This window comes from Mesorhizobium sp. M0051 (assembly GCF_040323235.1).
Lineage (GTDB): Bacteria > Pseudomonadota > Alphaproteobacteria > Rhizobiales > Rhizobiaceae > Mesorhizobium.
The window spans coordinates 45,655-58,304 of the sequence record NZ_JAMYUT010000029.1; the positions used below are offsets into that span (position 1 = coordinate 45,655).

Here is a 12,650-nt window from a genome sequence, read left to right on the forward strand (position 1 = left end):
GGGGATTCCGGACAATCGTGCTTGATATGCACCGGCTCGACGGCCTATGCGATGGCATTACTTTGGCGCATGATTTTTTCCGAAAAGTCTGCAACTTTTCGGAATCATGCTCTGGCCAATCTGCGGAAGGCAGGAAATCATATGCGGACCCTTCCTGACGCGTTCATTCCCGAACTGCCGGGCCACTACAGCGGCAAGGTCCGCGAAAACTACGATTTGGCGGATGGCAGGCGCATCATCATCGCAACCGATCGCCTCAGCGCCTTCGACACCATCCTGACTTCGATCCCATACAAGGGAGAGATCCTCACCCAGACGGCTCGGTACTGGTTCGAGGAAACAGCCGATATCTGCCCGAACCATGTCCTGGAGTATCCCGACCCGAACGTCGTCGTCGGCACAAGGCTCGACATCCTGCCGGTCGAGATCGTCGTGCGTGGTTATCTGGCGGGAACCACCAGCACCTCGATCCTGACCCGCTATCGTCGCGGCGAACGGGAGATGTACGGGATGCGCCTGCCGGACGGGCTGCGCGACAATGAAAAACTGGCGGAGCCGATCATCACGCCGACCAGCAAGGCTTCGCGGGGTGGTCATGACGAGCCCCTGTCCAAAGCCGAGATCCTTGAACAGGGCCTGCTCACGAAGGCGCAGTGGGATATCGTATCGGGCTATGCCTTACAGCTGTTCGCTCGCGGCCAGCAGCGCGCCGCCGAGCGAGGCCTCATCCTCGCCGATACGAAATACGAATTCGGCACCGATAGGAACGGCACCATCATTCTTGCCGACGAAATCCATACGCCCGACAGCAGCCGGTACTGGATCGCGGCGAGTTACGAACAGGCGCTCGCCAGCGGCAGCCGGCCGGAGAGTTTTGACAAGGATTTCATCCGTTCTTGGGTGTCGGCTAGGTGCGATCCCTACAGCGACCCTGTCCCCGAGATACCCGACCAGATCGTCGAACAGGCCTCCAGGGTCTATGCGCAGGCTTATGAGTCGATCACGGGCAAGGAGTTCTCTCCCGATCTTTCCGGGGACACAGTCCTCGATCGCATTCGCACGAACCTTGAGCGTTACTTTTAGCGGCCAAGTGAGCCTTCGCCGGGGGCAGTCGGCAGTGGCGCGTTGACCTGTCGGCGCCATGACGTTACGGGATCGAGGGCAACCGGTCTCGAAGGATTTTCCCCATGGTGCACTATGCGGATGGACGGCCGATCGGAGACCTGACGTTGCGCACGCTGGCCATGCCTTCGGATGCCAATGCAGCCGGCGACATCTTCGGCGGCTGGGTGATGGCGCAGATGGACCTGGCCTGCGGCATCCGCGCTGCCGAGCGCGCCAAGGGCCGCGTGGTGACGGCGGCGGTCAAGGAAATGTCTTTCGCCAAGGCGATGAAGATCGGCGACACGCTGTGCATCTACACCCATGTCGAGCGCGTCGGCCGCACCTCGATGACGCTCAAGGTCGAAGCCTGGGCGCAACGCTACCTTTCCGACCTGATGGAAAAAGTTACCCATGCCGATTTCGTCATGGTGGCGCTGGACGGCGAGGGCAAGCCGAAAGCGGTTCCTGCCGAAGGCTGATGGAAGCCGGTTCTCCAGCGCTCAGTCATTTGTAACACCAGGTGATGCGCTTCGGGACATACACGCTTCGTCGCTCACCGCAAATTCCGGATACCTTGCCAGGCAAGGATTTCAGGCATGCATACCGTCGAATTTTTCACGTGCGGCCCGCACGCGCGCGGTGTTCCTGCGCGCCCATTCACCAAGCGCGCTGACCGGGATCAGCAACTCGTGACCGAGCTCGGTCAGTTCGTAGTCGACACGCGGCGGGATGGTCGGGTACACGGTGCGGGTGACGAAGCCGTCGCGCTCCAGCCCACGCAAGGTCGTAGTCAGCATCTTCTGTGAAATGCCGCCGACGGCTGCGCGCAATTCGTTGAAGCGCAGCGGTCCGTCGCCCAGCTTGCCAACCACCAGAACGGTCCATTTGTCACCGACGCGCTGCAGGATTTCGGAGATGGCGCGACAATCCTCGGTGCGGTGCGGGTGCCTCAGTAACAAAAAGGTGCCTCCTTGCGTCGGGAGTTGACAGTATCTCATATAGCGCCGGTATCTAAATGATACCAGCTTTTACTGAATGGAGAGCCCCCATGTCAAAACCCAAAATCGCCATCGTCATCGGTTCGACACGCGCCGCGCGTTTCGCCGATGTGCCGACCGAATGGATCGCCAAGATCGCCAAGTCACATGCCGACATCAACGTCGAGATCGTCGACCTGCGTGACTTTCCGCTGCCTTTCTTCGACGAGGTTGCATCCTCTGCCTGGGTGCCGTCGACGAATGAAGTGGCACAGCGCTGGCAAAGGAAGGTCGCCGAATTCGATGGCTTCATCTTCACCGCCGCCGAATACAATCATGGTCCGACGGCTGTGCTGAAGAATGCCATCGATTACGCGGCCAACGAATGGAACAAGAAGCCGGCCGGGTTTGTCGGCTATGGCAGCGTCGGTGGTTCCCGCGCCGTCGAGCAGCTCCGCCTTCATGCGGTCGAATTGCAGATGGCGCCGGTCAAGTCCGCCGTCCATATCGCCTGGGGCGATTTCCTTGCCGTCCGCCAGGGCGAGAAGAAGCTGGAAGATCTCGAGCATCTGAACCAAGCCGCTACCGCGCTGGTCAACGATGTTGCGTGGTGGGCCAAGGTGCTCAAGGCAGCGCGTCAGGCCGATGCCGTTGCCGAGGAAGTCAGGGCGGCCTGACCGCCGGTTCGAATTATCCTCCCAAGGATCAAGGGCGGCGCTTGCGCCGCCCTTTTCAATTGTTAGAGGCATGTCAATTGTCAGAGGCGGCCGCCTCCCGCGCCTGTCTTGACCGGACGATGCGGTCGGTGAGCGATCCGCCTCGTTGAGTTCGTCCGCACGGTGCCGACCCCATTGGCAGAGCGCCAGCAGGACCTGAAGGCGATGATCGGCCGCAACCAGTCGCTGAAAGGCTTCGCACTGCTGCCGTTGCTGTCTCCGACGTGCTGAGAACCAGCCTGTCCGAGCTGTTCCAACTGGCGGTCAGCGGCCGGCTTCGGGCAGCGATCAGCGGCTGCTTCCGGCTCTACCGGCCCGGCGAAGCGCACCGGTTGCTTGAGGAGCGCCGCTAGACGGGGAAAGTGGTGCTGGTGCCTTGGCGCCGCGGCGGACATGACGTCAATCGGGATTGGACCTCCATATGGGCGGTCCTGCCATCTGGTGCCGCCCTTTGCTCTGAGATATCCGGCTGCAATCCGTCACATGAGTTGAAGCCGTGAAGACATCCAGCCTGACCGGCGCCGTTTCCCCGATGATCCCGGTGCTCGTCTGCGCGCTCGGGATCTTCCTGCTGTCGGGGATGGACGCGGCGATGAAGACGCTGGTCATTGCGGTGGGCGTCTATAACACGGTGCTGTGGCGCAGCATGCTGGCGACCGTGGTCGCGGGTGCTGCCTGGTCGACAGGGCCGCGCTCAAAGCCAACCTTTCCGGTGCTGAGGCTGCATGCGCTGCGTGCCGCAATTGTCGGCATCGTTCTGATATCCTTCTTCTGGGGTCTTGCCAGGCTGCCGCTGGCGGAGGCGATCGGGCTCAGCTTCGTGGCGCCCTTGTTCGCCCTTTTCCTCGCTGCGCTGCTGCTGGGCGAACGAATCCGGCGCCAGGCAATCTGGGCATCGTTGGCCGGCATCGCCGGCGTCGCGATCATCATGGCCGGCCAGTTCGGGCATGCAAGCACTACGCAGGATGCCGTGCTTGGCACGGCGGCGGTCCTTGTATCAACGGTGTTCTACGGCTACAATCTGATCCTCGCCCGGCAACAGGCGCAGTTGGCCAAGCCTATCGAGATCATGTTGTTCCAGAACCTTTGCGTTGCAATCATCGTCGGTCTCGCGGCACCTTGGCTCGCCGTCGCCCTGCCGAATAATCTTTGGCTGCCGCTGGCCGGGGTGACGGGGCTGTCACTTGCAGGGCAATTCCTGATGAGCTGGGCCTACGCCCGCGCCGAGGCGCAATATCTGATCCCGACCGAATACTCGGCTTTTATCTGGGCGGTCGCGCTTGGCTGGTTCTTCTTCGGCGAGGAGGCGACCTGGACCACGCTGACCGGAGCATGCCTGATCGTCGCCGGCTGCCTGATCGCCGCGCGGGCAAATCCCCGGCTTGCCGAACCAATCGAAGCGGCGGTTTGAGGACGCACGTCCGTCCGCTCGGGACTCCGCCTGCGCGTCATTCCGGAAGACCGGCCTTGCGGAAGCCATCAACGAAATGCTCCTGAATGGCGGCGTCGCGAAACGGTTCCGTCATGACCCAGTGGCGGGTCGTAAAATGCGGGTTGCTGATGAGGAACATTTCGACCTCCGCGCGCGCCTCTTCGAACCGGCCCAGTTGCGCAAGGCTTGCCGCAAGGAAGCGGCGCGAGCTTGTGCGATAGGTTTCGTCCCGGCGCAGTGTCTCGACAGCGGCTTCGTATTCACGCGCCGCATATTGCGCCGCGCCGAGCGTCAGATAGTACCAGCTTGCGGGAAACGGGTTCAGCCGAAACGCCTTGCGAATGTGCTCCAGGCCCTCCTGGACCCGCCCGGCGAGGACCGCGATGTCGGATAGTGTCGCCCAGGCGTCGGCCTCGTTCGGGTCTAGCTCGAATGCTTTGGCGAATTCCGCATCTGCCTCGGCGAAGCGGCGTTCATAGGCGAGCAGGTTGGCAAGGACCCAGCGGCAGCCGGCATCGTTGGGATCGATCGCCACGGCCTTGCGCGCCAACTCCAAAGCAACACTACGGTTGGGCTCGATGGGTTCGCCCCAATGCACCCATCCCATCCAGTGGTTCATGGCAAGCCAGCGATAGGCCTCGGCGTAGTCCGGATCGAGGGATACCGCACGCATGAGCATGAGGTGCGCTTCCCGCGCCGTCTGCGGCGAATCATCGATCAGCTTGCGCGCCCGCACGCAGAGATCGTAGGCCTCGAGATTTTGGGGCCGGTTGCGCGGCAGCGGTGCGCGCAGCCGGCCAAGCAAAGCCTCGACGATCTTGGCCGTGACCTCGTCCTGAACCGCAAAGATATCCTCCAGGCTCCGATCGAAGCGTTCCGCCCATAGATGTTCGCCGCTCACCGCATCGACCAACTGGGCGTTGATGCGCACGCGATCCGCGGCGCGTCTTGCGCTGCCTTCCAGCAGATAGCGCACGCCAAGATCCCCGGCGATCTCGCGCACGTCCATCGCCTTTCCCTTGTAGGCAAAGGTCGAGTTGCGCGCGATGACGAACAGGCCGGAGATCCTTGAAAGGTCGGTGATCAGGTCCTCGGTCAACCCATCCGCGAAGGAATCCTGCTCGGGATCGTTGCTGAAATTGACGAAGGGCAGCACGGCTATCGACGGTTTGTCGGGCAGCGGCAGAGGTTTTCGCTTCGCGCTGCCGAGCTGTTCGACGGCGCCCGTGAAGCGGTAGCCGACGCGCGGAACGGTGGATATCCATTCGCTGCCATCGGCTGCCGGACCAAGCAACTTGCGCAGTTGTGCGATCTGGACGGTGAGATTGCCTTCCTCGACCGCCGTCCCCGGCCACGCCGCGTCCATCAACTCGGCTTTGCCCAGGACTTGCCCGGGCCGTCCGACGAGTGCCGCAAGCAGACTTAGCCCGCGGTAGCCAATAGCAACAGGAACATCGTTCCGAAGCAGCGTACCCGCACCCGGATCAAGCACGAACGGACCAAAGGCAAAACGCGATCCCTGCATAGGGCGCATCTATAGCCGGTTTGGAAGTTTTGAGAACTATTTGGGAGGGCTTAATTACGGCGCTGTCCGTATCGCGCAGAATTCAACCTCATTTCGATCGAGAACCCCTGAGCCCTCAAATCAGATGGAGGTTGCGATGACCAATACCCGTGCCTCGGCCCCGCATCGCGCAGCGCGGCTGGGAACGCGCGTGGGGCCGGCGTCGCGCCGGCTCCTGACGACCTTGCGAAGCATTATCACGACCCTGCGCGAGCGGAGCTGGCGCGAGCGGATACGCTTTCGCTGGCAACTCAGGCAAATGTCGAACGACAATCCCTATCTTATCGACGATATCGGTCTGACGAAACGGGAGGTCGAGGAAGAGATCGCCAAGCCCTTCTGGCGACCATAAAGCGAATGCCGCACATCGTCTTGACCGTCAGCGCACCGCCTCGCGCTGAGCGCCGGGCAGCCGGGTGGCGATCAGCTTGTCGATGCGGCGGCCGTCGAGGTCGACCACCTCGAAGCGCCAGCCCTGCGCATCGACGCATTCGCCAGTCGCCGGCAGATGGTGCATGTGTGCCAGCACATAGCCGGCCACGGTCTCGTAGTCGCGGTTTTCCGGCAGGTCGATGCCGAGAATGTCGGCCATCTCGTCGGCTTGCATGTAGCCGGCGAGCAGCCATGAGCCGTCCTCGCGCTTGACGGCATTTTCCTCGTCGCCGGCATCGGTGTCCGCCCGGAACACGCCGGTGATGGCTTCGAGGATGTCGGCCGGGGTGACGATGCCTTCGAAATGGCCGTATTCGTCATGTACCAGCGCCATCGGCACGTCGGATTCCTTGAGCTTCTGCAGCACATCCAGCGCGTCGGCCTGGTCATAGACGATGGGTGCGGCTTGCACATGCCTGCGCGGATCGAGCACGAGGCCGGCAAGCAGCGCCGCCAGCACGTCTCGCGTCTGGACGACGCCGACCATGACATCGACGCCACCGTCGCCGGCGGGCAGGCGCGAATGCTGGGTTTCCATCAAAAGCTTGCGGATGGACGCCTCGTCGGATTGCAAATTGATCCAGTCGACCTCGGTGCGAGGCGTCATCACCGCGCGCACGGCGCGGTCGCCAAGCCGCATGACGCCGGCGATCATGCGCCGCTCGTCGGATTCAATGGTGCCGTGATGCTCGGCCTCGGCAACCAGCATCTTGATCTCCTCGTCGGTGACCTTCTCCTCGCTTTCGCCGCGCTGGCCGAGCAGCCACAAGATGGCGCGGCCGGAAAAATCGAGCAGGAAAACCAGCGGTGCCGAGACAGTGGCGAGGATGGTCATGGCGGGCGCCGCTCTTGCGGCCACCCGTTCAGGGTCACGCAACGCGATCTGCTTGGGAACCAACTCGCCGACGATCAGAGAGAAATAGGTGATGATGGCGACGACGATGCCGACGCCGAGCGGATCGGCAACGGCCTCACGTATGCCGGTCGTGGCCAGGAACTGCGCCAGCCGCTCGCCAAGCGTGGCGCCGGAAAAGGCGCCGGAGAGGACGCCGACCAGGGTGATGCCGATCTGCACCGAGGACAGGAACTTGCCGGGATTCGAGCCAAGCTCGAGAGCGCGGCCGGCGCCATTGATGCCGCGGTCGATCATCGCTTTCAGCCGAGCAGGCCGCGACGAGACGATGGCAAGTTCTGACATCGACAAAAGGCCGTTTACGCAGATGAGGACGAACACGGTAGCGATTTCGACGTATAGCATGACCGGTCAATAGCATTGCGGCGCGGTGTTCGAAAATAGTCCGGCGTGGTTTTTGCGGAATGACCGGTATTTCGGTCAGGCGTCGGCCCCTCGCACCCAGCCAAAACGCAGGCAGTCATGATGGACATAGACCAAGGTCGTCCGTTCGAACCAGAAGCCCGGGCGGGTTTTCAGGACCTGATCGATGTGATGGAGCAGCGCCTCGGCTTCCGAGATATGCACCGTGGGCTCGATGTATGTGCCTTCCTGTTCGAATGAGGCGAACAACAGCGACGCTCTTTAGGCGCCGGATCGAACCAGGCCGCGCGATCTACTGTTTGAGTATGCCGACGATCGCCTCGCCATCCGTGAAATAGGGATCGCCGCCGCCATTGCGTCCGGTGGTTGTCGCGCCGATGCCAGATATGTCACTGGTCGAGACCAGTGTGCCGGCGGTGGCCAGGTCGCGCATCAGGAAATCGCGCTCGGCATCGATGTCGGAGCCGATATGGTGGGTGACGGCGCCGGTATCGCGGCTGAGGCCAACGCCGCGATCGAAGCTGGCCGATCCCAGCCACAGCGGCCGGCCATCATCGCCTGCAGCATCGGTCTGCCAGAAGCGGACATGATGCCGGCGATCGGCGCTGCCGCCAACCGGCTTTTCGAAGGCGAGATCCTGGGCGCGGCCGTCGAACAGCAGCCGGCTGACCGGCGCATCGGGGTAGGGGTGGTCGAACAAAACGCTCTCGCCGATCTCGATTGCAGTCTTCAGGGTCACGGCGTCAGCGGTGTCCCAACCGGCGACGGCGAAGGCATGGGCCACCTCCTTCCGCGTGCCGACAAGGCCGACATTGATCGGGTCGCCAAGAATACCTTGCGGAGTGTGCGTCACCATCTCGAAACGCTGGGTGCGAAAGCCGCGATCGCGGAACGTCCAGAACTCGGGCACCGCGAAATAGGCGAGCGCCAGGTAGCCGGCCAGCAAGGCCACCATCCAGATCGTGATGCGTCGCCGAAGACTTCGTTGGCTCATGAAGGAGGCTCAAACGTCCGGCATCACATTAGGCGGTGCGTGGCACTCCCGCAAAGGATACCCGGCATCGATCTACCGGCAGGCGCGATAACCGTTCTTGCGGTTCTTGATGTCGAAATGAAAATGGTTGCGGTGGTCGTAATTGTAGCCGGGGCCGAGCACGGTGGTGAAGTACTGGCAGCCGTCGGCGCGCACATTGTTCAGGAAGCCGCGGGTGCGGAAGGCAAACAGGCCGGGCTTGCGCACGTCGATGTCGTCGCCGTTGTTGAGCTCGATGCTCATGACGTCGAGCGCGTTGCCCTTGCCATGTTCCGACAACACGCCTTCACCCGCGATGTTGCGGCAGGAATAGCTGGAGCCCTGGTGGATGGTCTTGACGCCCGAGAAATAGCGCCATCGGGCGGAGGGGACGAGCTCATTCTTTGTCCAGCCGGCAAAGGTGGCGGCCATGTCGCAGGTCAGCGTCGCGGCTGGCTTCATCTGGATGTTGCCGATGGCCGAGACCTTTACGGGATAGTCGATGCCGCACTGGCCTTCATGGATCGGCGCCAGGTCGGTGAAGGCGACGTCGAGGCGCTTCAATTGCTGGCGGCAGTCGGTTTCACTGGCCGGCATCTGCTCGACCGGCGACATCGGCTCGTCCATGCGCGGATAAGCGGCCTGCGTCATATAGGGATTGGAGGGAACGAGCTTCTGCAGGCCGGTGTATTGCGGCACGGTTGAAGTCTGGGAGCCGACGTCGACAGCCGGTTCAAGCGATAGCACGCTGCCGGTATTGCAGGCGGAAACCGCCACAAGGGCAAGGCCGGCGGCCAGCCTGCCGGCTGCCGCGCACATGCGTCTCGACTGCCGTACGGCGGCAAATATCCCGGCCATCAGCGGAATCCCTGTCCCAGATGTCCGGCATTTTAACGATCAAGGGTAAAGGAAAACTCAGCGCTCGCGTTCATGCCTGCGGCCGAATTGGGGCACGCGGTCCGGCCAACCATGCTCACTGACAGAATGTTCCGCCATGCTGTCTAGGCTCGAGATCGAGATGGAAATGCAAGGAATGATCGGCATCGCTGCCCGGTCCGAGCACGGTCTTGAACGGTCCGCAGGCCGCCTGACGCACGGTGTCGAGAAATTTGGCGTCCTTCTCGGGTGGCGCAGGACCGACTTCGATCTTCTTGCCATCCGACAGCGTGAAGCTGGCGATATCGAGCGCGTTGCCGAAGGCATGCTCGGACAATTTTTGTGTGCCGTTGCGTGGCCGGCAGACAAAGGCCGATGCCTGGCCGATCGATTTCAGGTCGGCACCGAATTCGGCTTTCGCGGCCGGCTGGATCACATCGGCGGCAAAACGGGCAGCCGCCTCGGCCATCTTGCAGTTCAGTTCGGGGTTGGGGCCGATGTCGACGGACTTTCCAAGCGTCTTCAGCACGATCGGATACGGAATCGAGCAGCCGATTTCGGGATTGCTTTCCGCCTTGCGCTCCTCGAATTCGACGCCAAGCGTCTTCAGCCGATCGCGGCAGGCGACTTCCTCGGCGGGCATCTTGGCGTCGGGCAGATCGGCCGAGCGAGGGTCGGGCAGCATCTTCTTGTCGCCTGCATCGGCCGGCTTTTGCGGCGGCTGCGGGGCGACGGTTGGGGGCTCAACATCGGGCGCTTTTTCGGTGTCAGGTTTCTGTGTCGGCGTCGGCGCAATGGCTGGCAGCTCCGGCTCGCCTACCGTATCGATTGACGGCTCTGTGGCCGACGGCTCGGGGCGTGCCTGCTTTTTCTGATGGGATTGTTCTTCATTGAACCGGTCGGATGCTCCGGTGGTCTCCGGCCCTTCCGTCTTTTGCTTTTCCGGCGCCTCAGTGTCCGCCGGGCGTGGTTCGGGCACCGGAACGGGACTGGGCAATGGACTACCGGGCCCGGGCAGCACCGGAACATCGGCAGGCGAGGGCCGCGGAGCCTGAGTCTCCTGTTGTGTCTGGTTCGGTGTGTGGTGCCGGTGGCGCCGCGGTTTCAGGCGCAGTCCGCCCCGCGGCTTCAAGGGCTGATCGACCCGCTGTGTCAGCGGCTGGTCCACCCGCGGCGTCAGCGGCTTGGCAGGTCGATGGCGATGCCGGGCGTCTGCCGACACCACCGGCAAGGCCGTGATGGCCATGATCAACGCAATTTTGCATGTTCGGGAAAAGACAGGCGACCCCATCACCATCAACGGCGCCGACGCAAGGAGGTTGCTTGCGCCGCATCACGAACGGTAACCGCCTCGTTACGCGCCGATCGCTTCCAGCCCTTCCTCCAGCCAGTCGGCGAGAAGCGGCATACCAAGCAGGTATTTTGCGGTGCGCTTGTTGGCGCGCTCTCGCGCCGTGGCAAGCGCGTCCGCCCATTCCGTGGCGTCGTAGTCGCCGCGACCGACCCAGGCCAGCGCAATCAGTTCGGCGGCTTCATCGACATTGAGGTCGTTGATCAGCTCGCGCAGCTCTTCCTCGGTGAGATCTTCGGAGCTTTCCTCGGCAAGGCCGTCATGATGATGGCTGGCATGGGACTCGCCGTCGAGTTCGACCTCGTGTTCGGCGCCATCGGCATAGTCTTCATTGACGGCGGCACTCAGCGCCTTGGCTTTGAGAATGAACAGGCGCACGGTGTCGGGGCCGATCGAAAGCTCCCAGTCCTTTTCAAGCCGCCGCTGCACGAGCAGTCTCCCAGTGCCGAAATCCTGGCTGATGATAGCGGATTTGCGGCATCCGTCACCTGATGTTCTGCGGCACGCATTTTTCCGGGATGAAATGCGAACCGTCCGGCGTTAGTGTTGCATTCTCACCCCTCCAGGAGGCTTCGATGCATAAAAGAATGCTGATCCAGGCTGCGACTGCCCTTGTCGCGCTGCAGTTCCTTGCCGTTCCCGCGTTTGCTGCCGGCAGCGGTGGCGACACTAATACGACCACCCAATGCAAGAAGGGCATGGTCTGGGACAAGCAGAAGAAGAAGTGCGTCGCGCCCCAGGAAGGCATGCTGGACGACGACAGCATCTACTATGCCGGGCACGACCTGGCGATGGCCGGGCGTTATGATGAGGCGATTGCCGTGCTCAGCCTCGCGGCCAACAAGCAGGATCCGCGCATCCTCAACTATCTCGGCTATTCGCACCGCCACTCCGGCCGCGTCACCGTCGGCCTCGGCTATTACGAGGAAGCGCTGCGCATCGATCCCAACTATACGCTGGTGCGCGAATATCTCGGCGAAGCGCATCTGCAGATCGGCGATCTGGCCGGCGCCCAGCAGCAGCTGATGGAAATCGAGAAGCGGACCGGCAAAGGTTCGCGCGAATACGGCATGCTGGCCGAGCAGATCGACCATTTCATGAGGAGTTGAGACGGCCTCAAGGGCTCTTCGAAGCGACCGCGAGCAATCGCGGTCGTTTTTTGTGGCCCTCACTCCCGCTGGCCGCCCCCCGACTGATGAAAGCGGGGATGATTTTTGCAAAACCAATTTTTGGGCGTGAAAAACGCGCGAATATTGCTATATTCAAGGAAATTGCGGTGACACGGTTCCGTTGGCTCGAGGCTGCCGGACCGTTTTCTTTTTGTACTCATCGACGAGGCTTCCCCCGAAACGCGGGGGTGGCAGCAGGAAAGGCAGGCATTATGAACAAGGTCCCGATGACAGGCGAGGGTTTCGCGTCATTGAAGGAAGAACTGCGCTGGCGCCAGCAGGAAGAGCGGCCGCGCATCATCGAGGCGATCTCCGAAGCGCGCTCGCATGGCGACCTGTCCGAGAATGCCGAATATCATGCCGCCAAAGAGGCGCAGAGCCTCAATGAGGGCCGTGTCAACGAGCTTGAAGATTATATCGCGCGCGCCGAGGTGATCGACGTGAGCAAGCTCAGCGGCGACAAGATCAAGTTCGGCGCCACCGTGGTGCTGGTCGACGAGGATACCGAGGAAAAGAAGACCTATCGGATCGTCGGCGACCAGGAAGCGGATGTGAAGTCCGGGCGTATCTCGATCTCGTCGCCGATCGCCCGCGCGCTGATCGGCAAGGAAGTCGGCGACGCTATCGAGGTCAACGCGCCTGGCGGTGCCAGGGGCTATGAGATCGTCCAGGTGCAGTTCATCTAGGACCTTTGATAATTCTACTCTGGCGGCCGACTAGCGCGGTTTTCTGCGCTTCCGG

At 62.2% G+C, this 12,650-nt stretch carries 15 protein-coding genes; 7 read left to right on the forward strand and 8 right to left on the reverse strand.

The window, feature by feature from the left end; genetic code table 11:
* Positions 1-141: 141 nt before the first annotated feature.
* Both NKJ90_RS25640 and NKJ90_RS25645 read left to right on the forward strand, forming a co-directional pair.
* Positions 142-1,083 carry a phosphoribosylaminoimidazolesuccinocarboxamide synthase gene (locus NKJ90_RS25640; RefSeq protein WP_031260743.1) on the forward strand — a complete coding sequence of 314 codons (942 nt, stop codon included), beginning with the start codon at positions 142-144 and terminating at the stop codon, positions 1,081-1,083.
* Between the two features lie 104 nt (positions 1,084-1,187).
* Complete coding sequence (locus NKJ90_RS25645) at positions 1,188-1,583, forward strand: acyl-CoA thioesterase (protein WP_023761257.1); 396 nt, start codon at positions 1,188-1,190, stop codon at positions 1,581-1,583.
* Positions 1,584-1,694: 111 nt separating this feature from the next.
* On the opposite strand, the gene NKJ90_RS25650 is transcribed toward NKJ90_RS25645, so the two are convergent.
* Positions 1,695-2,063, reverse strand: coding sequence for a winged helix-turn-helix transcriptional regulator (locus NKJ90_RS25650; protein WP_023761258.1), 369 nt, complete (start codon positions 2,061-2,063; stop codon positions 1,695-1,697).
* An 89-nt stretch (positions 2,064-2,152) separates the two neighbouring features.
* Here NKJ90_RS25650 and NKJ90_RS25655 point away from each other — a divergent pair, with 89 nt between their 5' ends.
* On the forward strand, positions 2,153-2,758 hold the full coding sequence (locus NKJ90_RS25655) for an NADPH-dependent FMN reductase (RefSeq protein ID WP_023761259.1): 606 nt from the start codon (positions 2,153-2,155) through the stop codon (positions 2,756-2,758).
* Positions 2,759-3,329: 571 nt separating this feature from the next.
* A complete protein-coding gene (locus tag NKJ90_RS25660) occupies positions 3,330-4,208 on the forward strand; it encodes a DMT family transporter (RefSeq protein WP_050589574.1) in 879 nt (292 codons plus the stop codon).
* A 37-nt stretch (positions 4,209-4,245) separates the two neighbouring features.
* Here NKJ90_RS25660 and NKJ90_RS25665 read toward each other — a convergent pair whose 3' ends face one another.
* Complete coding sequence (locus NKJ90_RS25665) at positions 4,246-5,763, reverse strand: winged helix-turn-helix domain-containing tetratricopeptide repeat protein (protein WP_031260744.1); 1,518 nt, start codon at positions 5,761-5,763, stop codon at positions 4,246-4,248.
* 127 nt (positions 5,764-5,890) lie between these two features.
* On the opposite strand from NKJ90_RS25665, the gene NKJ90_RS25670 reads away from it, so the two are divergent.
* On the forward strand, positions 5,891-6,145 hold the full coding sequence (locus tag NKJ90_RS25670; RefSeq protein WP_156938596.1) for a DUF1127 domain-containing protein: 255 nt from the start codon (positions 5,891-5,893) through the stop codon (positions 6,143-6,145).
* A 27-nt stretch (positions 6,146-6,172) separates the two neighbouring features.
* Here NKJ90_RS25670 and NKJ90_RS25675 read toward each other — a convergent pair whose 3' ends face one another.
* From NKJ90_RS25675 to NKJ90_RS25700, 6 genes are all read right to left on the reverse strand, one after another.
* A complete protein-coding gene (locus NKJ90_RS25675; RefSeq protein ID WP_023761265.1) occupies positions 6,173-7,483 on the reverse strand; it encodes a hemolysin family protein in 1,311 nt (436 codons plus the stop codon).
* 75 nt (positions 7,484-7,558) lie between these two features.
* Positions 7,559-7,750: a hypothetical protein gene (locus NKJ90_RS25680; protein ID WP_023761266.1), complete on the reverse strand. Its 192-nt coding sequence runs from the start codon at positions 7,748-7,750 to the stop codon at positions 7,559-7,561.
* Positions 7,751-7,793: 43 nt separating this feature from the next.
* The gene (locus NKJ90_RS25685) at positions 7,794-8,495 is read right to left on the reverse strand and encodes an LssY C-terminal domain-containing protein (RefSeq protein WP_031260746.1); all 702 of its coding nucleotides are present in this window, start codon (positions 8,493-8,495) and stop codon (positions 7,794-7,796) included.
* A 72-nt stretch (positions 8,496-8,567) separates the two neighbouring features.
* Positions 8,568-9,371 carry an extensin-like domain-containing protein gene (locus NKJ90_RS25690; protein ID WP_352487120.1) on the reverse strand — a complete coding sequence of 268 codons (804 nt, stop codon included), beginning with the start codon at positions 9,369-9,371 and terminating at the stop codon, positions 8,568-8,570.
* A gap of 115 nt (positions 9,372-9,486) precedes the next feature.
* On the reverse strand, positions 9,487-10,557 hold the full coding sequence (locus tag NKJ90_RS25695; protein ID WP_031260748.1) for an extensin-like domain-containing protein: 1,071 nt from the start codon (positions 10,555-10,557) through the stop codon (positions 9,487-9,489).
* Between the two features lie 186 nt (positions 10,558-10,743).
* Positions 10,744-11,169, reverse strand: coding sequence for a DUF3775 domain-containing protein (locus NKJ90_RS25700; RefSeq protein ID WP_023761271.1), 426 nt, complete (start codon positions 11,167-11,169; stop codon positions 10,744-10,746).
* A gap of 146 nt (positions 11,170-11,315) precedes the next feature.
* On the opposite strand from NKJ90_RS25700, the gene NKJ90_RS25705 reads away from it, so the two are divergent.
* Both NKJ90_RS25705 and greA read left to right on the forward strand, forming a co-directional pair.
* Positions 11,316-11,849, forward strand: a complete 534-nt coding sequence (locus NKJ90_RS25705; protein WP_031260749.1) for a tetratricopeptide repeat protein — start codon at positions 11,316-11,318, stop codon at positions 11,847-11,849.
* 272 nt (positions 11,850-12,121) lie between these two features.
* Complete coding sequence (greA, locus tag NKJ90_RS25710) at positions 12,122-12,595, forward strand: transcription elongation factor GreA (RefSeq protein WP_013530066.1); 474 nt, start codon at positions 12,122-12,124, stop codon at positions 12,593-12,595.
* The last annotated feature ends 55 nt before the right edge of the window (positions 12,596-12,650 follow it).